This is a genomic window from Streptomyces sp. CBMA291 (assembly GCF_014596525.1).
Lineage (GTDB): Bacteria > Actinomycetota > Actinomycetes > Streptomycetales > Streptomycetaceae > Streptomyces.
Map to the genome: position 1 here is coordinate 23219 of NZ_MSJP01000097.1, position 20875 is coordinate 44093.

At 72.5% G+C, this 20875-nt stretch carries 18 protein-coding genes and 2 tRNA genes; 2 read left to right on the plus strand and 18 right to left on the minus strand.

Annotated features, from left to right (window positions below):
• Window positions 1-6 precede the first annotated feature (6 nt).
• The 6 genes from BU197_RS23325 to BU197_RS23350 all read right to left on the minus strand — a co-directional run bounded on the left by BU197_RS23325 (window position 7) and on the right by BU197_RS23350 (window position 9132).
• The gene (locus BU197_RS23325; RefSeq protein WP_411158524.1) at window positions 7-2370 is read right to left on the minus strand and encodes a ComEC/Rec2 family competence protein; all 2364 of its coding nucleotides are present in this window, start codon (window positions 2368-2370) and stop codon (window positions 7-9) included.
• A gap of 497 nt (window positions 2371-2867) precedes the next feature.
• Window positions 2868-3575, minus strand: coding sequence for a helix-hairpin-helix domain-containing protein (locus BU197_RS23330; RefSeq protein WP_411158525.1), 708 nt, complete (start codon window positions 3573-3575; stop codon window positions 2868-2870).
• Window positions 3576-4112: 537 nt separating this feature from the next.
• The gene (locus BU197_RS23335; RefSeq protein WP_188270275.1) at window positions 4113-4958 is read right to left on the minus strand and encodes a DegV family protein; all 846 of its coding nucleotides are present in this window, start codon (window positions 4956-4958) and stop codon (window positions 4113-4115) included.
• A 101-nt stretch (window positions 4959-5059) separates the two neighbouring features.
• Window positions 5060-5800 (minus strand): hypothetical protein, encoded by a 741-nt coding sequence (locus tag BU197_RS23340; protein ID WP_188270276.1) that lies wholly within the window; start codon window positions 5798-5800, stop codon window positions 5060-5062.
• 122 nt (window positions 5801-5922) lie between these two features.
• Window positions 5923-8793 carry a leucine--tRNA ligase gene (leuS, locus tag BU197_RS23345; RefSeq protein WP_188270277.1) on the minus strand — a complete coding sequence of 957 codons (2871 nt, stop codon included), beginning with the start codon at window positions 8791-8793 and terminating at the stop codon, window positions 5923-5925.
• 266 nt (window positions 8794-9059) lie between these two features.
• Window positions 9060-9132, minus strand: a tRNA-Ala gene (locus tag BU197_RS23350).
• A 127-nt stretch (window positions 9133-9259) separates the two neighbouring features.
• On the opposite strand from BU197_RS23350, the gene BU197_RS23355 reads away from it, so the two are divergent.
• A complete protein-coding gene (locus BU197_RS23355; RefSeq protein ID WP_317452222.1) occupies window positions 9260-10579 on the plus strand; it encodes a glycosyltransferase 87 family protein in 1320 nt (439 codons plus the stop codon).
• Here BU197_RS23355 and BU197_RS23360 read toward each other — a convergent pair.
• From BU197_RS23360 to BU197_RS23395, 8 genes are all read right to left on the minus strand, one after another.
• Window positions 10558-10791, minus strand: coding sequence for a hypothetical protein (locus BU197_RS23360; RefSeq protein WP_015033559.1), 234 nt, complete (start codon window positions 10789-10791; stop codon window positions 10558-10560). The two genes, BU197_RS23355 and BU197_RS23360, sit on opposite strands and share 22 nt — an antisense overlap.
• A gap of 297 nt (window positions 10792-11088) precedes the next feature.
• A tRNA-Ala gene (locus BU197_RS23365) sits at window positions 11089-11161 on the minus strand.
• Window positions 11162-11256: 95 nt separating this feature from the next.
• Complete coding sequence (locus BU197_RS23370; protein ID WP_188270295.1) at window positions 11257-11910, minus strand: histidine phosphatase family protein; 654 nt, start codon at window positions 11908-11910, stop codon at window positions 11257-11259.
• Window positions 11907-12374, minus strand: coding sequence for a ribosome silencing factor (rsfS, locus tag BU197_RS23375; RefSeq protein WP_188270294.1), 468 nt, complete (start codon window positions 12372-12374; stop codon window positions 11907-11909). Before rsfS ends, BU197_RS23370 begins: the two co-directional genes overlap by 4 nt.
• A gap of 197 nt (window positions 12375-12571) precedes the next feature.
• Window positions 12572-14311: an LCP family protein gene (locus tag BU197_RS23380; RefSeq protein ID WP_188270278.1), complete on the minus strand. Its 1740-nt coding sequence runs from the start codon at window positions 14309-14311 to the stop codon at window positions 12572-12574.
• A gap of 19 nt (window positions 14312-14330) precedes the next feature.
• The gene (nadD, locus tag BU197_RS23385; protein ID WP_188270279.1) at window positions 14331-14951 is read right to left on the minus strand and encodes a nicotinate-nucleotide adenylyltransferase; all 621 of its coding nucleotides are present in this window, start codon (window positions 14949-14951) and stop codon (window positions 14331-14333) included.
• A gap of 51 nt (window positions 14952-15002) precedes the next feature.
• A complete protein-coding gene (locus BU197_RS23390; protein WP_188270280.1) occupies window positions 15003-15164 on the minus strand; it encodes a hypothetical protein in 162 nt (53 codons plus the stop codon).
• Between the two features lie 83 nt (window positions 15165-15247).
• Window positions 15248-15460, minus strand: a complete 213-nt coding sequence (locus BU197_RS23395) for a hypothetical protein (protein WP_188270281.1) — start codon at window positions 15458-15460, stop codon at window positions 15248-15250.
• A 131-nt stretch (window positions 15461-15591) separates the two neighbouring features.
• Here BU197_RS23395 and BU197_RS23400 point away from each other — a divergent pair, with 131 nt between their 5' ends.
• A complete protein-coding gene (locus BU197_RS23400) occupies window positions 15592-16800 on the plus strand; it encodes a M48 family metallopeptidase (RefSeq protein WP_223183424.1) in 1209 nt (402 codons plus the stop codon).
• A gap of 136 nt (window positions 16801-16936) precedes the next feature.
• On the opposite strand, the gene BU197_RS23405 is transcribed toward BU197_RS23400, so the two are convergent.
• From BU197_RS23405 to BU197_RS23420, 4 genes are all read right to left on the minus strand, one after another.
• The gene (locus BU197_RS23405; RefSeq protein WP_188270282.1) at window positions 16937-18052 is read right to left on the minus strand and encodes a hypothetical protein; all 1116 of its coding nucleotides are present in this window, start codon (window positions 18050-18052) and stop codon (window positions 16937-16939) included.
• A 127-nt stretch (window positions 18053-18179) separates the two neighbouring features.
• Complete coding sequence (locus BU197_RS23410; RefSeq protein ID WP_317452221.1) at window positions 18180-18758, minus strand: hypothetical protein; 579 nt, start codon at window positions 18756-18758, stop codon at window positions 18180-18182.
• 77 nt (window positions 18759-18835) lie between these two features.
• Window positions 18836-20119, minus strand: coding sequence for a glutamate-5-semialdehyde dehydrogenase (locus BU197_RS23415; RefSeq protein ID WP_188270283.1), 1284 nt, complete (start codon window positions 20117-20119; stop codon window positions 18836-18838).
• A 106-nt stretch (window positions 20120-20225) separates the two neighbouring features.
• Complete coding sequence (locus tag BU197_RS23420; protein WP_188270284.1) at window positions 20226-20792, minus strand: hypothetical protein; 567 nt, start codon at window positions 20790-20792, stop codon at window positions 20226-20228.
• Between the last annotated feature and the right edge of the window lie 83 nt (window positions 20793-20875).

Consider the following 20875-nt stretch of genomic DNA (forward strand, 5'->3'; position numbering starts at 1 on the left):
ACTTCTTTACAAGGCTCTCCCTCTCGGTACGGCCACGAGCCCGGCCCCGGAACCCACCACCGCCACGGATCCGTCCCGGTCGGTCCGCAACACGCGCGCCCCGCCGCCCCGCAACGTCTCCAGCGTCCGAGGCGAAGGATGGCCGTACGGGTTGTCCGGCCCCGCGGACACGAGCGCGAGCCTCGGCCGGACGGCCCGCAGCAGCCCCGGATCCTGGTACGCGGAGCCGTGATGGGCGACCTTGAGCACATCGACCGGCCCGAGTTCCGGATGGGCCCGCAGCAACTCCCGCTGCGCCGAGGGCTCCAGATCGCCCAGGAGTAGCAGCGTCAACCCGCCGGCCGCCCTGACCAGCAGCGTGACGCTGGCGTCGTTCGGCCCTCCCGAGGGATCCCCGCCCTCCGCCGTCGGCCAGAGCACCCGCCACTCCAGACTCCCCGCCCTCCGCCGCTCCCCGGGCTCCGCCCGGACCACCGGCACCCCGGCGAACGCCGCCGTCCGCCGGACGAACGCCGCTTGGGCGGGCGGCTCTTCGAGCCCCGTCGTCTGGATCACCCCCACCTCCCGCCCCTTCAACACCCCCGCCAACCCGGCCACATGGTCCGCGTGAAAGTGGGTGAGCAGCAGCAACGGCACCCGCTCCACCCCGAGTTCGCGCAGGCACCGATCCACCGCCGCCGAGTCCGGGCCCGCGTCCACCACCACGCCCGCGCCCCCACCCGCCGCGAGCACCATCGCGTCACCCTGCCCCACCGAGCACATCGCGTACGACCAGCCCGGCGGCGGCCACCCCGTGACCCACCGGGTCAGCGGCACCGGGCGGGTCACCACGAGCAGCAGCACCACCGCGAGCAGCGCCCCGACCGGCGCCCGGTACGGCAGTCTGCGCGCGCCGAGCACCAGCAGGACGGTGAGCGCCGCCAGGGCGAGGCCGCCCCACCAGCCGCCGGGCCAGGCCAGTTCCGCCCCCGGCAGCCCGGCTCCGGTACGGGCCACCCGGGCGATCCAGCCGGCCGGCCATCCCGCCAGCCACGCCAGACACCCCGCGGCCCACGTCCACAGCGGCGCCACGGCGAGCGCGGCGAAGCCCAGGACCGTCGCGGGAGCCACCGCCAACTCCGCGAGCAGGTTCGCGGGGATCGCGACCAGACTCACCCGGGCGGCGAAGACCACCACGACGGGCGCGCAGACCGCCTGCGCGGCCAGCGACGCCGCGAGCGCCTCCGCGAGCCCGCCGGGCACCCGGCGCCGCCGCAACGCCTCGCCCCACCGCGGCGCGACGACGAGCAGTGCCCCGGTCGCCAGGACCGAGAGCAGGAAGCCGTAACTCCGCGCCAGCCAGGGGTCGTAGAGCACCAGGAGCAGCGCGGCGGCGGCCAGCGCCGGGATCAGCGACCTCCGCCTGCCCGTCCCGATGGCGAGGAGGACGACGAGTCCGCAGGCCGCCGCCCGCAGCACGCTCGGGTCGGGCCTGCACACGACCACGAACGCGAGGGTCAGCGCCCCGCCGGCCAGCGCCGTGGCCCGCAACGAGAGCCCCAGCCGGGGCGCGAGCCCGCCCCGCTCCGCCTGGTGCGCCCGGCCCGGCCGCCCGACGAGCAGAAGCAGCACGATGGAGAGGTTGCTTCCCGAGACCGCCAGGAGATGGGTGAGGTCGGTCGCCTCGAAGGCGTCCCGCAACTCGGGCCCGATCCGTGAGGTGTCCCCCACCACCAGGCCCGGCAGCAGGGCCCGCGCATCCGGCTCCAGTCCCTCCGTGGCCTTCCGCAGCCCGGCCCGCAGCTCTCCCGCCACCCGCTGCGGCGCGCTCGGCGGCCCGATGACCCGGGGCGGTCCTGTCCGGTCGGCCTTGAGCACCGCCGCGTACGGATCGCCCGGTCGCGCAGGACCCAGCCGGCCCGTGACCCTCAGCCGGGTGGAGGGAAGGAGCCGCAGCCACTCGGCCTGGCCCTCCCCCGGCGGCACGATCACCAGGACCGGGGCCCGGGTCCCGACGGCCACGCCGTCCGGTCCCTGTGCGCGGGTCGCCACCCCGTCCAGAACCACGGAGACGGGAACCGTCCCGCTCCCCCGCACCCGGGGCCGGGTGAGCCTCGGGTCGGAGGTCACCCTCACCTCCAGCCCCACCCGCGCCGCCTGGTCCGCCAGCGCGGGAACGGGCCCTCTCCGCAGATCCGCCGCGTGCAACCCCGCCGAGGCCGCCCCGGCGGCGGCGCACAGCAACACCCCCGCACACGCCGTCGCCCGCAGCCGCCACCCCGGCGACACCCTCCGCTCGGACCTCTTCCGCTCCGACCTCTCCCGCTCCGACCCCCTTCGCTCCGGCCCTTCGCCTCGCGCCTGCCTCCGCCCCGGCCCCTTCCCTCGCACCTGCCTCTCCCGCCGCTCCGGTCCAGGGCCCCACTCCCGTACGCCCTCCCCCTCAGACCCGCTCTCCCGTAAGCCCTCCCTCTCGGGCCCGCTCCCCCGCTCCCGTCTCCCCTGCCGCTCCAGTCCACGACCCCGTTCCCGCACGTCCTCCCCCTCAGACCCGCTACCCCGTGCGCCCTCCCGCGCCGAACCGTCCCCGCCCCTGCTCCTTCCGCCCCCGACCCTTCCGCTCTCGGCCCCTCCGTCACCGGAGCCTGCCGCCGACATGCCGTCCCGTCGTCGGGCAGCGACCGGCACCAGCAGGGCTCCGGCCGCTGTCAGACAGACCGCGACCCCGATGAACGTCCACCACCCGGTGGCTCCCAGTGCCCAGGCCGCCGCCGCCCAGGCAGCCACCGCGAGCGGGACGAGTCGCAGGTCCGTCGGCCCCTCGTCCCAGCCCTGGGCACGGTCCGTCCCTTCCTCGGCCGTCGCCGTAGGCGTCGTCTCGTCCCGCCTCACGGCCGCACCAGCGGTTCGAGGTCCGCGAACCTGCGCTCGCCGATGCCGTCGACCTCCCGCAGCTCCCCCACCGAGCGGAAACCGCCGTGCTCGGTGCGGTGGTCGACGATGTGCCGGGCGAGGACGGGTCCGACCCCCGGGAGGCCGTCGAGCTGCTCCACCGTGGCCGTGTTCAGACTCAGCGGCGCCCCCGGCCCACCCCCGCCGCTCCCCTGGCCAAGGCCCGGCGCGGGCCCCGGTCCACCACCCGGTGCTCCCGGCAGCCCCACGAGGACCTGCTCGCCGTCGGAGAGCACACGGGCCTGGTTGAGCCCCGTCAGGTCCGCCTCCGGCTTCGCCCCGCCCGCCGCGCGCAGGGCGTCCGCCACGCGCGAGCCCGCCGGCAGGGTCAGCACCCCGGGCCTGCGCACCTTGCCGCCGATGTCGACGATCACCTTCGGCCCGCTCGACGCGGAGAGCGCCCTCGTGTGTACCGCCTCCGTCCCGGCCCCTGACGGGGGCGCCGAGGCCACGGGAGCGGCCCGCAGAAGCTCCGGGGCGCGCACCGGCTCGGGCCGCCCCGTCCAGAAGTAGCCGCCCGCCACTCCCGCGGCCACGACCAGGACCACCGTCAGCGCGGCCAGCGTCCTCGGTTCGAGCCCGCACCGGGTCTGCACCCACACCGGGGTCCGCTCGCGCAGCGCCGTCCCCAGCCGCTCCCGCACACCCGGCGGGGAGCCTCGCTGCCCCGCACCGGGTTCCTCCGGCTCCCAAGGGACGGCGACCGGCGTCCTCGGCGGCGCCACGTCAGGGAACAGGGCCTCCCCGCGACTCCGCGCCCCGAGCCCGACCCCGGCCCCAGCCCCGGCCCCGGCCCCGGGAACCGTGGCCACCCGCTTGATCCGGGCCCGTCGCCTCGCCCGCCCGGACGCCGTACCGTGCCGGGAAGCCGCCACGGACGCCGTATCGCGCCCGGAAACCGCCGCCCCGGGCCCCTGACCGGCACAGTCGGGAAGCACCGGCGCCGCCGAGGCAGCCGGTGCCGGCGCCATGGTCGGCGTCGTCGAGGCGGTCGATGTCGGCGGTGCCGTCGATGTGGCCGGTGTCATCGGCGCGGTCGACCTGTCCGCCACCGTCGGTGTGTGAAGAGTCATGCGTCCGACGGTAGGAACCGCGACCCCTCCGTGCGGAGCTCGAACCCGATCCGTGGACAGGCGCCCCGCTGTGGATAACTCCCTCACCCTCCCGGGTGAAACACGGCCTCAGCGCGGTGAGACGACGACCGCGAGCAGCCCGGGGCCCGTATGCGCGCCGATGACCGCGCCCACCTCGCTGACCTGCACTTCCGCCAGGCCCGGCACCCGCTCCCTCAGCCGCTCGGCGAGAGCCGCAGCCCGTTCCGGCGCGGAGAGATGGTGGACGGCGATGTCGACGAGGCCTGTTCCGGCCCGCTCCACGGCGATCTCCTCCAGGCGCGCGATGGCCTTCGAGGCCGTCCGTACCTTCTCCCGCAGTTCGATCCGTCCGCCGTCGAGTTCGAGAAGGGGCTTGACCGCGAGCGCGGAGCCGAGCAGCGCCTGCGCGGCCCCGATCCGCCCGCCCCTGCGCAGATAGTCGAGGGTGTCGACGTAGAAGTAGGCGCGGGTTCCCTCGGCGCGCTTCTCGGCGGCGGCGACCGCTTCGTCGAGGGAGCCGCCCGCCTCCGCGACCTCCGCCGCCTCCAGGGCGCAGAAGCCGAGGGCCATGCCCATCATGCGGGTGTCAACGACCCGTACGGGCAGCGGAGCGTCCTTGGCCGCGAGCACGGCGGCGTCGTAGGTGCCGGACACCTCGGCCGACAGATGGATCGAGACGACGCCTTTCGCCCCGGCCTCGGCGGCGTCGCGGTAGGCCTCGGCGAAGACCTCGGGGCTCGGCCGCGAGGTCGTGACGGGCCGTCTCTTCTGCAAGGCCTCGGCGAGCGCCTGGGCCGAGATCTCGGTGCCCTCCTCCAGGGCGCGGTCGCCGATGACGACGGTCAGCGGCACCGTGGTGATGGCGTGCCGTTCCCTGATCCGGGGTGGGAGGTAGGCCGTGGAATCGGTGACGATCGCGACATGCCGGGACATGAGCGGGAGGTTACCCGCCGTCGCCTCGGCGCGGCAGCCCGGCCCCCGTCGCCGACGCCCCCTCGTGCCCGTCGGGTGACCCGCTCCCGTCCGGGGTGGTGTCAGGTGGTGGTCTCGGGGCGGGCCGACTTCTCCCAGGAGTAGGTGGTCCTCCGGGGGTCGGGCGCCGTGATCGCGGACCGCTCGTCCTGAGCACGGGGGCCCGTCCGCCCGTGCTGTCCGGTGGGGCTTCCCGTGCCGGTCGTCCCGTGGGTGGCGCCGCCGGTGGCGCCCGCGGCCCCCGGTGCGTGCTCGGGGCCGGTCCAGTGGCGCAGGGCCCCGGCCTCGACGTCGATCTGGGCGCTCAGCGCGGACAGGTCGTCCTCGGCGAACTTCAGGGCCCGGTCCCGGGCGGCCCGGCGCAGGGCGTCGGCGGAGCCGGTGATCCGCGCGGTCCTCGCGGCGAGTTCCGGGAGCTGTCCGGACACCCAGGACCGGTCGGGCTCCCGTTCGAGGCGCTTGAGGTCGTCGTCCAGTTCGAGGCCGTGGGCGCTGAGCCGGTGGAACAGGTCGAGGGACTCCTTCAGCGAGGCGTCCTCGCCGACACCGGCCTGGAGTGCTTCCTGGGTGGCCCGCATCGAGGTGCGCAGGGAGAGCCGGAGTCTGGCCAGCTCGCCCGCGGCTCCGGTCTGGCCGAGGCTCTTGGCCCGCAGCGTGGTGTCCTCGACCGTGCGCCGCGCCTGGTCGATCGTGCGGTCGACGCCTCGCTTGGCGGCCTTGACCGCCTTGACAGTGACGAAGACGCCGAGCGCGACGAACGACAAGAAGAGCAGCGCCAGGATCGTGACAATCGTGGCTTCCATAGGTGCCCCTCCGGCGTCCGTCGAGTCTCCGCTGCTGTGCTTCCTCCACCGTAAACGGAACGGGCAGGCCGGCGGTTCCTTTGGAACCCCCAACCTGCCCGTAGGGGAAACCCCTGATTCCGTCAGCCCGCGACGATGTTGACCAGCTTCGGGGCGCGCACGATCACCTTGCGGATCTCGGCGCCGCCCAGCGCCGCGACCACGTGCGGGTCGGCGAGCGCCAGCGCCTCCAGGTCGGCGTCGGTGATCGACGGGGAGACCTCCAGGCGGGCCTTGACCTTGCCCTTGATCTGCACGACGCAGGTCACGGCCTCGTCGACGACGTACGCCGGGTCGGCGACCGGGAAGTCCTGGTGGACGACCGAGTCGCTGTGGCCCAGCCTGCGCCACAGCTCCTCCGCGATGTGCGGGGCGAGCGGGGCGACCAGCAGCACCAGCTGTTCGGCGACCGTCCGGGACAGGGCGCCGCCCGACTTCGTCAGGTGGTTGTTCAGCTCGGTGACCTTGGCGATGGCGGTGTTGAACCGCATCGCGACCATGTCCTGGGCCACGCCGTCGATGGCCTTGTGCAGGGCGCGCAGCGTGTCCTCGTCGGGCGCGGCGTCGACGACGGTGACCTCGCCGGTCGCCTCGTCGACGATGTTGCGCCACAGGCGCTGGAGCAGCCGGTACTGGCCGATCACCGCGCGCGTGTCCCAGGGGCGGGACACGTCGAGCGGGCCCATCGCCATCTCGTACAGGCGCAGGGTGTCGGCGCCGTACTCGGAGCAGATCTCGTCCGGCGTGACGGCGTTCTTCAGGGACTTGCCCATCTTGCCCAGGACACGGCTGACCTTCTCGCCCTCGTACCAGAAGGCGCCGTCCCGCTCCTCGACCTCGGCCGCCGGTACCGCGATGCCGCGCGAGTCCCGGTAGACGAAGGCCTGGATCATGCCCTGGTTGTAGAGCTTGTGGAAGGGCTCGGCCGAGGAGATGTGGCCCAGGTCGAACAGCATCTTGGACCAGAACCGCGCGTACAGCAGGTGCAGTACGGCGTGCTCGGCGCCGCCGACGTACAGGTCGACGCCACCGGTCGGCATGCCCTCGCGGGGGCCCATCCAGTACTGCTCGACGGCCGGGTCGACCAGCTTCTCGGAGTTGTGCGGGTCCAGGTAGCGCAGCTCGTACCAGCAGGAACCGGCCCAGTTGGGCATGGTGTTGGTCTCGCGGCGGTAGCGGCGCGGGCCGTCGCCCAGGTCCAGGGTGACGTGGACCCAGTCCTCGTTGCGGGACAGCGGGGTCTCCGGCTGGGTGTCCGCGTCGTCCGGGTCGAAGGTGCGCGGCGAGTAGTCCTCGACCTCCGGCAGCTCCAGCGGCAGCATCGACTCGGGCAGCGCGTGGGCGACGCCGTCCTCGTCATAGACGATCGGGAAGGGCTCGCCCCAGTACCGCTGGCGGCTGAACAGCCAGTCGCGCAGCCGGAAGTTGACGGTGCCCTCGCCGATGCCCCGGTCGGCCAGCCAGGCGGTGATCTTCTCCTTGGCCTCGACGACGCCCAGGCCGTCCAGGGAGATCTCGGCGTTGGCGGAGTTCGTCAGCTTCGCCTCGTACGAGGCGAAGGCCTCGTCCCAGGCGGCGGGGTCGGTGCCGCGGTCGTCGGAGGGCTCGACGACACAGCGCATCGGCAGCTCGAAGGCGCGCGCGAAGGCGAAGTCGCGGCTGTCGTGGGCGGGGACGGCCATGATGGCGCCGGTTCCGTAGCCCATCAGGACGTAGTCGGCGATGAAGACCGGGACGCGCTCGCCGCTGACCGGGTTGGTCGCGTACGCGCCGGTGAAGACGCCGGTCTTCTCCTTCGCGTCGGCCTGCCGCTCGACGTCGGACTTGGCCGCGGCCTGCTTGCGGTAGGCGTCGACGGCCTCGGACGGGGTGGCGTGGCCGCCGGTCCACACGTCGTGGGTGCCCTCGGGCCAGGTGGCCGGGACGATCCGCTCGACCAGGTCGTGTTCGGGCGCCAGGACCATGTAGGTGGCGCCGAACAGGGTGTCCTGGCGGGTGGTGAAGACGGTGATGGCGTCGTCGTCGCCGACCTTGAAGTCGACGCGGGCGCCTTCGGAGCGGCCGATCCAATTGCGCTGCTGGAGCTTGATGGCCTCGGGCCAGTCCAGCGCGTCCAGGTCGTCCAGGAGGCGGTCCGCGTAGGCGGTGATCCGCATGTTCCACTGGCGCAGCTTGGCCTTGAAGACGGGGAAGTTTCCGCGCTCGGAGCGGCCGTCGGCGGTGACCTCCTCGTTGGCCAGGACCGTGCCAAGACCGGGGCACCAGTTGACCGGCGCGTCGGAGGCGTAGGCCAGGCGGTACTCGCCCAGGACGTCGGAGCGCTCGGCGGCGGTCAGCTCGCTCCACGCGCGCGTGGAGCCGGGGACCTCACGGGTGCCGTTCTCGAACTGCTCGATCAGCTCGGCGATCGGACGGGCCTTGCCCGCCTGGTCGTCATACCAGGCGTTGAAGATCTGGAGGAAGATCCACTGGGTCCACTTGTAGTACTCCGGGTCGATCGTGGCGAACGACCGGCGCTTGTCGTGGCCCAGGCCCAGCCGGCGCAGCTGGACCTTCATGTTCTCCATGTTGGCCTCGGTGGACACGCGCGGGTGCGTGCCCGTCTGCACGGCGTACTGCTCGGCGGGCAGGCCGAAGGCGTCGAAGCCCAGGGTGTGCAGCACGTTGTGGCCGGTCATGCGCGCGTGGCGGGCGAAGACGTCCGTGGCGATGTAGCCGAGCGGGTGGCCGACGTGCAGTCCCGCGCCCGAGGGGTACGGGAACATGTCCATGATGAACTTCTTGGGCCGGGCGGCGACCTCGGGGTCGCCCGCCAGGTCTCCGGTGGGGTTGGGGGCCTCGTAGGTGCCCTCGGCGTCCCAGAAGTCCTGCCAGCGTGCCTCGATGTCGGCGGCCATGGCAGCCGTGTAGCGATGCGGGGCCGCCGTCTCGGCGGCCGTATTGATCTCGGTCATGGTCCTTGAAGCTCCATCGATCGTCTCTGCCCACTGCCACGGACTGCCGTGAAATGAAAAATCCCCTCGCACAGGAGGGGTCGCCGCGCCGACTCCGACGGGATCTCTGTCATCCGTCGGGACTGTTCAGCGCGGCTCGATAAGCAGAAGGCGTACGGCACGCATGGCGCCAGGGTACCGCAGGGCCCGCACGGGCCGCACGGGCGTCCAGAGGGCGGTAAACGAAGAAGCGGGCCATCCGATCCGGATGACCCGCTTCTTATTTGTGGAGCTAAGGAGAATTGAACTCCTGACCTCCTGCATGCCATGCAGGCGCTCTACCAACTGAGCTATAGCCCCTTGTCTTGCTTTTCCGTCTCCGTTTTGGTTTCCCTCGCGGCGACAGACAGAACATTAACCGGCTCCCCGGCAGATCTCCAAATCGGTTCTCCTGACCCTCCTGACCTGCCGGGTAGTGTCGCCGACTGTGTCCGTCTCCGTGCTCTTCCGAACCCGCGCCCGGCCGTGGCCCCTGGCCACCGCCGCGGCGGTCTGTCTGCTCTCGTTCGCGGCCTTCTGGGTCGCGCAACGCCTCGCCCACGTGAACATGCTCGACGTGATGGTCTACCGGGCCGAGGGCGAGACGGTACGGGCCGGTGGCGACCTGTACGCGATGCGCGCCACGTCCGCGAACCTCGGCATGACCTACCCGCCTTTCGCGGCTCTGCTGTTCGTCCCGCTGACCCTGGTGGGCGTGCCGCTGATGCGGACGCTCAGCACCGCGGGGAACCTGCTCCTGGTGGTCGCCCTGGTGCAGCTGTCGCTCCAACTGGTCCGCCCCTCGCTGTCCCGGGCGGACCTGTGGCGTACGACGCTGTGGGTCGCCGCCGTCCTGGTCTGGTGCGAGCCGGTGTGGACGACGCTGCGGTACGGCCAGATCAACCTGCTCATAGCCGTGGCGGTGCTCTGGGACCTCACCCGCCGCGAGGGCAGCCGCTGGGCCGGGCTCGGCACGGGGCTCGCGACGGCGGTGAAGCTCACGCCGGGGCTCTTCGTGGTCCTGCTGCTCGTCGCCGGGCTTCTGCTGTGGCGGCGGGACCGGGGCTGGAACCAGTGGCTGCGCACGGCCGTGACGGCGACCGGGGTGTTCCTCGTGACGACGCTCGCCGTGGCCCTCGTGCTGCCCGCGGACTCCAAGCGGTTCTGGACGGAGACCCTGTTCGAGACCGGGCGGGTCGGCTTCGCCGAGGAGACCGCCAACCAGTCGATCCGCGGGGTGCTGGCCCGGCTGATGCACACCGACGACCCGGGCATGTGGTGGACGGTGGCCGCGGCGCTCCTCGGCGGCGTGGCGATGGTCCTCGCGGTGCGTGCCGCGGTGCGCGGCGACAAGGCGGTGGCGGTCGTCGTCTGCGCGTTCACCGCACTGATGATCAGCCCGATCTCCTGGTCCCACCACTGGGTCTGGTGCGTGCCCCTGCTGATCCTGCTCGCGGACCGCTCCACGCGCGCGTGGCCGGTGACAGGGACGGTGGCCCTGGTCTTCGCCTCGTTCGCGCTGTGGTGGGTCCCGCACGACCCGGGCCGGCCCGAACTGGACCAGAACGCCGGACAGATGCTGCTCTCCGCCGTCTATCCGCTGACGGCGACGGCACTGCTCGCGGGGTACGCGCTGACACTGCGACGCCAGGCCCGCCCGACCGGCAGGCTTCGGGAGACCGGCCCGCTTCGGCAGCCCGGTCGGCTCCGAGAGGCCGTTCGGCCCCACCAGACCGGCCGGACCCGTCAGGCCGTGGCGAAGGAGTAGAAGCGCTTGAGGGTGCAGTGCTCGTCGAGGAGCCGGCCGTAGATCGGCTCCCCTTCGAGTTCGCGGTACGTCTCGATGGGGTCGCCTTTTATGATCAGCGCCCGCGCGCACTCCTCGCACCAGTACTGGAAGCCGGGGTTGACGGGGTCCATGTCGCGCACGATGGGCGTACCGCTGCCGCACCAGTCGCACTTCCGCCTGTGTGCACCCATCAGTCAGCTCCAGCCGTGACCGCGGGCCGCGCACCCATAGGACACCCCGCCGTTGTCACCGAGCACTTGGGTCACCCTCCCGTCCGGAATCTCTTCCCCCTCCGGCCGTCCGATTCTGCCATGAGCCAGCAAGGGGTCCGGTGTGCTCGGCGTGGCGGCCGTCGGCCGCGACGGGAGGGCGGGGTGCGGCGGGTACGGATCCCGAGCGGGGAGGGCGGCGGACGGCGCTTCGCCACCTCCGAACGGGTGAGGAAACGACGAATCCCGCCCCCAGATGGGGACGGGATTCGGTGACTGTGGAGCTAAGGAGAATTGAACTCCTGACCTCCTGCATGCCATGCAGGCGCTCTACCAACTGAGCTATAGCCCCTCGTGTTCTTCGCGCTCTGCGCTGCGAACAAGAAGAACTCTAGCCTGTGACCTGCCGGAAAGTGAAATCCGGGTCCGGCAGGCCCCCCGAGGGGCTCAGGCGTCGTCGCCGAGGACCGGCTCGGGCAGCGTGCCGGCGTTGTGCTCGGACAGGCGCCAGCCGCGGACGCCCTCGCCGAGGACGGACCAACAGCAGTTCGAGAGACCGCCCAGGCTCTCCCAGTGACGGGCCTCAAGACCCAGCAGGCGGCCGATGGTGGTGCGGATGGCGCCGCCGTGGCTGACCACGACGAGCGTGCCGCCCTCGGGGAGCTTGTCGGCGTGCTCAAGGACCACCGGGGCGGCCCGGTCGGCCACCTCGGTCTCCAGTTCGCCGCCGCCCCTGCGCACGGGCTCGCCGCGCTTCCAGGCGGCGTACTGCTCGCCGTACCGCGCCACGATCTCCTCGTGGGTCAGCCCCTGCCACACCCCCGCGTACGTCTCGCGCAGTGCGGCGTCGTGGGCGACGGTGTGGCCGGTGAGCGCCGCCAGCTCGGCGGCGGTGGCGGCGGCCCGCTTCAGGTCGGAGGCCACGATGGCGTCCGGCTTCAGCGCGGCGAGCAGCCGGGCGGCCCGGCGCGCCTGGGCGACGCCGGTCTCCGTCAGCTCGATGTCGGTCGAGCCCTGGAATCGGCGCTCCAGGTTCCACGAGGTCTGGCCGTGCCGCCAGAGGACGATGCGGCGGCCCCTGCCGCCCCCGGTGGTGCTCAGCTCAGCTCACCGTCCACCGCGTCGGGCAGCCCGGCGGCGTGGTCGGAGAGGTCGACACCGGTCAGGGCGGCGTGCTCGGCGCCCTTGCCGTGGGTCTTCCGCGCGTCCTCGGGGAGGGGCAGCTCGGGGCAGTCCTTCCACAGGCGCTCAAGCGCGTAGAAGACGCGCTCCTCGCTGTGCTGGACGTGGACGACGATGTCGACGTAGTCCAGCAGGATCCAGCGGGCGTCCCGGTCGCCCTCGCGGCGGACCGGCTTGGCGCCGAGGTCCTTGTTCAGGCGCTCCTCGATCTCGTCGACGATCGACTTGACCTGGCGGTCGTTGGGCGCGGAGGCGAGCAGGAAGGCGTCGGTGATCGACAGCACGTCGCTGACGTCGTACGCGATGATGTCGTGCGCGAGTCGGTCGGCGGCCGCCTGGGCGGCAGCGTTGACAAGCTCGATGGAACGATCCGTGGCGGTCACAAGCAGGCTTTCGTCGGCGGTCAAGTACTCCTCCAGGGTCTCACGGACCGCCGACGACCCCGCCAACGTTTTCCCGAGCGGTCCCCGGGCAGGCCCCGGCCCGCGCCCGCCGGAGCCGGGAGCGGGCCGGGGCCTGGCCTTCCGGACCGTGCCGGGACCCGGGAAGCCGGGGTCCTGTCCGGTCCGGAAGGCACCGACTAGCGGGCTCCCGGGACCTTGTAGTCCTTGCCCAGGACGACGGTGACCGCCGCCGCTCCTGAGGGCTTGCCCTTGGTGACGGATTCGGCCGGCAGGCCCAGCGTCTTGGCGACCTCGGCCGCCGTCGCCTTCTGGGCCTCGTCGGCGTACACGACCTGCGACTTCTCCTGGGTCGTCGTCTCCGTGCCGCCCACGAAGGAGAAGCCGCCGTTGATCAGGACGACCCGGGCCGCCTCGGTCGCCTTCTTCCCGGAGCCGTCTCGGACCGAGACCCGGGGCACGTCGTCGGTCCTGGGCGCGGTGACCTTGCCGCCCAGGACGTCCTTCACCAGGGACTCGCCCGCGCCCTCGGTCAGCGTGCCGTCCTGGGCCACCGGGAGGACGGTCGTCTTGTAGTCGCCGAGCTTGGCGTGCTCGGCGAGCTTGGCCAGGGACGCGCCCAGGTCCTTCTCGGGGAGCGAGGGGTCGAGGATCTGCTGGAGGGTCTGGATGGTGACCGTGGCGGCCTCGGGGTCGGAGGAGAACTTCCGCAGGGTGGCGTAGACGACCTGGCCGAAGCGCTGGAGCTGCTTGTCCTCGGCCTCGCCGGGGCCCCGGTAGGTGGCGTAGGCGACGGCGGCGCGGCCGTCGAGTGTCTGCTTCTCGCCCTTCCGGACGAGCGGCTCGGCGGCCTTCCCGGTGTCGGGGACCTGCGCGTCGGTGTCCGTCTCGATGCCGCCGACGGTCTCGACGAGGTTCTCCAGGTACGGGGTGTCCAGGCGCCAGGTGCCGGTGATGCCGGTGCCGAGGAGGTTGTCGATGGCCTCCCTGGTCCCGCCGGCGCCGTCGTCCTCGACCGATTTGCCGAGGGTGGTCGCCGCGCCCTCGTCGTCGGCGACGACGACGGAGTTGGGGAGCAGGACGGTGGTGCCCTGGCGGGTGGTGGTGTTGTCGACGAGCAGGGCGGTGGAGGTCCGGTTGTTCTTGATGTCGTGGAGGTGGACGACGATCATGTCGCGCTTCTGCGGGCCGGTGGCGGCGGTCGCGCCCTTGGCGTCGTCGTCGGACGAGCCGGGGAGGAGACCGGCGGACCAGAGGTAGCCGATCCCGCCCGCGACGGCGAGCACGAGGACGACGACCAGGGCGACGATCCGGTGGCGGCCCCGGCGCCGGGCCTCCTCGCGGCGCTCCGAGCGGCTCTCGGTGAACTTGAGCCAGTCGATGACGTCCTCGGAGTCCTCGTCGGGCTCCTCGATGAACGAGAACTGCTCGGTGCGGTAGTCCCGGCCGTCCGAGGCTCCGTCGGCGTCGCCGGGACGGGCCGGGGCGGGCCGCTCGGACGCGGGCGGCCGCTGCCCGGGGAATCCGGCCTGGGCCTCGACGGGCGGGGCCTGCGGTGTCCGCATCGGCGCGGGCGCGGGGACGGGGTCCTGGGCGGGGGCCGGGACGGGGTTCTGCGCGGGGGCCGGGGCGGGCTCCGTCGGCGCGGCCCACTGCTGTCCGTCGTCGTAGCCGGGGTAGGCGTAGCCCTGCTGTCCGTACGGGTCGTAGGAGGGCTGCTGCTGGGCGTAGGGGTCGTAGCCGTACGACGGCTGCTGTTGCGGCTGGGCCTGCTGCTGTGCTCCGTACGGGTCGTAGTGCTGCCCGGGGGCCTGCTGGGGTGCCTGTGGCTGCTGGTACACCGGCTGGCCGTACTCGTCGTAGCCGATGATCTGCGGCTGTGGGTAGTACGGGTCGTACGGGTGTTGCTGGTCGTTCACGGGTGCCCCTCCCGGAAGTTCACTCGCCGCGGTACAACTGGCGCTTGTCGATGTAGCGCACCACGCCGTCCGGGACCAGGTACCAGACGGGATCGCCCTCGGCGACCCGTGCCCGGCAGTCGGTGGAGGAGATGGCGAGCGCGGGCACCTCGACCAGGGAGACGCCGCCCTTGGGCAGTCCGTCGTCGGTGAGGTCGTGGCCCGGCCGGGTGACGCCGATGAAGTGGGCGAGCGAGAACAACTCCTCGGCGTCGCGCCAGGTGAGGATCTGCGACAGCGCGTCGGCCCCGGTGATGAAGAAGAGGTCGGAGTCGCTGTTGAGGGAGCGCAGGTCCCGGAGGGTGTCGATGGTGTAGGTGGCGCCGCCGCGGTCGATGTCGATCCGGCTGACCGAGAACTGCGGGTTGGAGGCGGTGGCGATGACCGTCATCAGGTAGCGGTCCTCCGCCGCCGACACGGTCTTGTCACTCTTCTGCCATGGCTGCCCCGTCGGTACGAACACCACCTCGTCCAGATCGAACAAGGCGGCGACCTCGCTGGCCGCCACCAGGTGGCCGTGGTGGATCGGGTCGAAGGTCCCGCCCATCACGCCGAGTCGACGCTTCCCGCGCGCGCCAGTAGGCACTTCCTGCTCTCCCATGCGTGCAGAGCCTACTGGCACGGCGGCGGGCGCCGGATCAGGGTCTCCGGTTCAGCGGTCGCGGTTGAAACGAGTGGTGATCCACAGCAGCAGCAGAAGGGCGCCGAACGCGCCGAAGCCGGTGAGGTAGGGGCTGAGGCTTTCGTGGTTGCCGCCGTGCTCGGCGCCCTCGGCGAGAGAGACCAGGTTGGCGGCGGTGCTGTGGAGGCTCATCTTCGACAGACCTATCGATCGGGGATGGGAGCGGAGACTTCGCGCACATCGTATGCGGGCGGTCCGTGGAGGCTCACGCCGACTCAGGCGTTGGCGTCGCGCTCCGTGTTGCCTTCGGCGCCGCCGGAGGGCCCGTCGGTCTCGTCCGAGCCGCTCCGGTAGCCCCGGAGGAGGAACCAGGCGAGCAGCGCGCCGCCCACGATGGAGACGAGCAGCACGATGCGGAGCGTGTCGCCCGGCCCCTGCTGTGCGGCGTCCGCGAGCAGGAGGGCTGCGGCGTCGGCGGTGTCCGGCATGGCGGTCGTACTCCTCGTTCGTCCGTGGTGCCCGAAGTTATCCACAGGGCCCCGGGCACACGGTAGCGCCAGCGCCTAGGGTGGGTTCCGTCAGGGGGACGAGCACCGACTCGTACGAACAGGGGGCATCCATGACCGAGAACGACCTGGGGAACGTGCCGAGCAGGCAGCGGAAGCGGTTCCCCGGCATCTCCTCGCGGACCTACGAGCATCCGGCCGACCGCTCGGCGCTGGTGGCGCTGCGCAAGCTGAGCGGCTTCGACACGGTCTTCAAGGCGCTCAGCGGGCTCCTGCCCGAGCGCAGCCTGCGACTGCTCTTCCTCTCGGACTCCGTCCGGGTGAGCGACGCCCAGTTCGGGCACCTCAACGACATGCTGCGGGACGCCTGTTACATCCTGGACCTGGAGAAGGTCCCGGCGATGTACGTGACGCAGGATCCGAAGCCCAACGCGATGTGCATCGGTCTCGACGAGCCGATCATCGTGGTCACCACCGGTCTGGTGGAGCTGCTCGACGAGGAGGAGATGCGGGCGGTCGTCGGGCACGAGGTCGGTCACGCCCTCTCCGGGCACTCCGTGTACCGCACGGTGCTGCTCTTCCTCACCGGGCTCGCGCTCAAGGTCGCCTGGATCCCGCTGGGGAACGTGGCGATCACGGCGATCGTGACGGCGCTGCGCGAGTGGTTCCGCAAGTCCGAACTCTCCGCGGACCGGGCCGGACTCCTCGTCGGTCAGGACGTACGGGCGTCGATGCGCGGGCTGATGAAGATCGCGGGCGGCAACCACCTCCACGAGATGAACGTGGACGCGTTCCTCGCGCAGGCCGAGGAGTACGAGAAGGCCGGTGACCTGCGGGACTCGGTCCTGAAGATCCTCAATGTGCTGCCCCGTTCGCACCCCTTCACCACCGTCCGGGCGGCGGAGCTGAAGAAGTGGGCGGAGGGCCGCGACTTCCAGCGGATCATGGACGGGCACTACCCGAAGCGCACGGAGGACAAGGACACCTCCGTCACGGACGCCTTCCGCGAGTCGGCCGGGCACTACGCCGACACGGTGCGGACCAGCAAGGATCCCCTCCTGAAGCTGGTCGGGGACATAGCAGGCGGCGCCGGTGACCTGGCGGGCGATCTGGGCGGCCGGCTCCGCAACGCCTTCGGCGGCGGCCAGGGCACGAAGGACTCCCCGAGCGGGAAGACCGCCCCCGGCGACACGGAGACCCCGGGCCACGAGGGCACTCCGGGCGACAAGGCCTCCGAAGGCGGAAAGAGCGAGAAGGGCGACCAGGACGGCAGGGGCGGCCAGAGCGGGGAGACCGGGGAGAGCGGGGACTCCCGGGGCTAGGACGGCCGGGCGGGCCAGCACCGCCGCAGCGGCAACGACGACTACGGCGGCCACGGCGGCAGGGGTGGCCACGACGACTACGGCGGCCACGACTACGGCGGCTACGGAGCCAGGGTGGCTGCGAAGGCCAGGGCTACTACGGCGTGGGCTCGGCCTTCGGGGACAGGGCTCCGCAGAGGAACGGGGCGGCGGGCCGGGCCGTGGCGTACGGGTCGGTGAGCGCCGGGCGATCGCCGCCGGGGGCCCGCTCGCCCGCAAGGAGCGGTCGCAGGTCGCCTGAGGTGTCCGGGCCACACGCCTGGGGGCCCGCCTCGACCGTGCTGGTCAGCAGCTCGGCCCGGTGCATGCGCAGGTCGTCGCGGTCGAAGCGGAAGTGCACGACCCGGTGGACGGTGAAGAGGGACGCGTCGGCCGGTCCCGGGGCCCGGCCCTCCGGGCGGAGGCCGTATCCCGGGCCCTGGCCGGCCGGGCGGAGGGCGTAGGTGTACGTGTGGTCGGCGGTGACGTCCAGGGTGTCGGTGCCGGTCTCCTCGTAGCGCAGGGTGCCCTTGACCCGGGTGGCCGGGTCCGCGACGGCGACCCGTCGGGGGTCGAAGCGGACCAGCCAGGCCGCGGGGGCGTGCCGACCGTCGTCTGCGGGTGCCTCGACGCTCCGGTCGAACTGGTCCAGCTGGTCCGGGTCGAGCAGCAGGCGCGGCGGCCGTACGGTCACGCCGGAGAGGACGTCGGGCTCCAGGGCGGAGGCCACCAGATAGTCCTTGGCGATGCCGAGGGCTGTGACGACCTGGCTCTCGGCGAAGTGGGAGGTGCGTCCGACGGCGGGCAGGCTGATCCCGGCGGCGCCGACGCGGTATTCGGCCACCGGGCTGTGGTCGAAGAGGGCCTCGGGGGTGCCGCCGGTGACCGGGCCCTGGGGTGAGAGGGGGACCACGGTGGTCCGCAGGGGCTCGGCGCGCTGGTCGGCGGGCGGTTGGTAGGGGTTGCGGACGCCCAGGTAGATGGCGGTGCCGAAGGCGAGGAGGATCAGCAGGACGAGCAGGATGGCCTGGCGGGAGCTGCTGCGGCTCTCCCACGCGGAGGGGCGGCTGCGGACGGCCCGGGTGTGTTCGCCCATGCGCTCGCTGGCCGAGAGTTCCTGGAGGTGGGCAGCGCGGACGAACGCCTCGTCGAAGACGACGGACCGAAACTCGTCCTCGCCACCGCCGGGGATCCCCTCGGGTGTCCCCTCGGGCGGGTCGCCACGGCCTGCCATACCTTCAGGGTAGGTCGGCGGGGGCTTTCATAAACGCCCAGGTACACGACAAGTTCGGAAGAATTCCGCCGTCAAGGCCGTCGGGCGTGCCGGTTTCGGCGGCTCGGGTCCGGTGGGTACCGAGCGGCTATCCGGGGGACGTGGAGCGTCCGGCGGGTGCCGGGACGGCTACCGGGACCTGGACGGTGCCCGGCGCGGAGTCCGGTTGCGGCGCGTCGACTCCGGTGGTGGCGGGCGGCGGGACCTGGTCCTGACGGTTGGCCGCCGCGCCCCGGTAGACAGCACTGAAGGCGAGGGCGACCATGCCGACGCCCATGACGAGGGCGAGCAGCCAGGCGACGGGCCGGTGCCAGCGGGCGCTGCCCCGGTAGGGGCGCAGGGCGCCGCCGTGGCGGCCGTAGGGGCTGGCGTCGTCGCCGATGTCGTCGGGCTCGTAGGTGAGGCCGGGGGGCTCGGGGTAGTCCCCGTAGGGGTCGTCGTCGACTCCGCCGGCGCCGGCGCGGGCTCGGGCGGACTCGGCCTCGGCTCGGGCCTGGGCGGCGGCGAGCAGCCGTTCCACGGCGGTCGGCTCGTGGAAGGCGGCGGCCCGTACGAAGTCCTCGTCGAAGACCACGTCGGCGCAGACCTCGTCGGCGCCTCCGCGGTCGGCAGCGTCATCGGGGTCCCCGCCGTCCTGGAACGGCTTTCCCCCCACGTCGTCCGGCACGGATTCAGAGTAGACCCGAAAGGTGGTTTTGGGCAGGGAGAGTGCGAACTCTCCCCGCCCGTACCGAAAGGAGGTGATTACCGGATGTGACCGTCGCCGGTGACGATGTACTTGGTCGAGGTCAGCTCGGGAAGGCCCATCGGGCCCCGGGCGTGCAGCTTCTGGGTGGAGATGCCGATCTCGGCGCCGAAGCCGAACTGTCCGCCGTCCGTGAAGCGGGTGGAGGCGTTCACGGCGACCGTGGTCGAGTCGACCAGCTGGGTGAAGCGGCGGGCCGCCGCCTGCGAGGTGGTGACGATGGCCTCGGTGTGGCCGGAGGACCACATGCGGATGTGCTCGACGGCCTTGTCGAGGGAGTCGACGACGGCGGCGGCGATGTCGTAGGAGAGGTACTCGGTCTCCCAGTCCTCGGCGGTGGCCGGGACGACGGTGGCCTTGGAGCCCTCGGCGAGGGCGAGGACCCGCTCGTCGGCGTGGACGGTGACGCCGGCCTCGGCGAGGGCGTCGAGGGCGCGGGGCAGGAAGGCCTCGGCGACGTCCCGGTGGACGAGGAGGGTCTCCGCCGCGTTGCAGACGCTGACCCGGTGGGCCTTGGAGTTGACAAGGATGTCGACGGCCATGTCCAGGTCGGTCTGGGCGTCCACGTAGACATGGCAGTTGCCGGTGCCGGTCTCGATGACGGGGACGGTGGACTCCTCGACGACCGTCCGGATGAGGGAGGCGCCGCCGCGCGGGATGAGGACGTCCACGAGGCCCCGGGCGCGCATCAGTTCGCGGACGGATTCGCGGGACTCGCCGGGGACGAGCTGGATGGCGTCGGCGGGCAGTCCGGCGCCGCCGATGGCGTCGCGCAGGACCCGGACCAGGGCGCTGTTGGAGGCGTAGGCGGAGGAGGAGCCGCGCAGCAGGACGGCGTTGCCGGACTTGAGGCAGAGGGCCGCGGCGTCGACGGTGACGTTGGGGCGGGCCTCGTAGATGATGCCGACGACGCCGAGCGGGACGCGGATCTGGCGCAGGTCGATGCCGTTGGGGAGGGTGGAGCCCCGGACGACCTCGCCGACCGGGTCGGGGAGCGCGGCGACATGGCGTACGTCGGCGGCGATGGCCCGGACCCGCTCGGGGGTGAGGGTCAGCCGGTCGATGATCGCCTCGCTGGTCCCCGCCTCGCGGGCCTTGGCGATGTCCTCGGCGTTGGCCTCGACGATCTCGGCGGTGCGCACTTCCAGGGCGTCCGCGATCGCCAGCAGGGCGTCGTCCTTGGCCGCGCGCGGGAGTGGCGCGATTTCGGCGGCGGCTCCCCGGGCCCGGTAGGCGGCCCGGGTGACCGGGGACAGGTTGTCGAGGGGCGTGAGCGAGGTCATGTCCGCAGGGTACTGGCAGCCCTGCGGACATCCCTCACGTATCCCGCACTGCGAGACGTGCCGTCGGCCCGCGGGGACGGCGGCCGTCCCGGGGTCCGGGCGCCGGTCAGTACGGGTGGACGCCGACCGGGGCGGCGGGCGGTGGGCCGTAGCCCTCCGCGATGCGCTGGTGGTAGGTCTCGCGGTCGATGACCTCAAGGCCGACGATCTCCCACGGCGGCAGCTTCGCGGTCTGTCGGTGCTCACCCCACAGGCGCAGGGCGACGGCCGCCGCGTCGTGCAGATCGCGGGCCTCCTCCCAGTACCGGATCTCGGCGTGGTCGTTGGCGTAGCGGCTGGTCAGCAGGAAGGGGTGGTCGTTGGCCAGTTGTTCGAGGCCGCGGCGCACCTCCTTCAGCGGTGACTCCACCCCGGACACGCTGAGGGTGATGTGCCAGAGCTTGGACACGGGCCGCTCCTCCGCGGCGTCCGTCTCCCGTGCCTCACGGGCCTCCCAGGCCCCGCGTGGACCGGGTGTCCGGCGTGTCTCCATGCCGGATTCGGTCCTCACGTCCCCGGAACTGTCCCGTGAACTGTCCCGTGACCCGTCGAAGTCGGCTCCGGCCTCGACACTGGTCAGGGCGCGTTCCGCAGTCCCGCGGGGCGATGCCCCCGCTGGGCGCGCTCGTCTCACCGGCGGCCTCCTGTGTGATGCGTGTGGTGCTGTCCCCGCCTTGCTCGGTACCCCCGGGACAAAGTTGACCAGTCCGAGGGCGC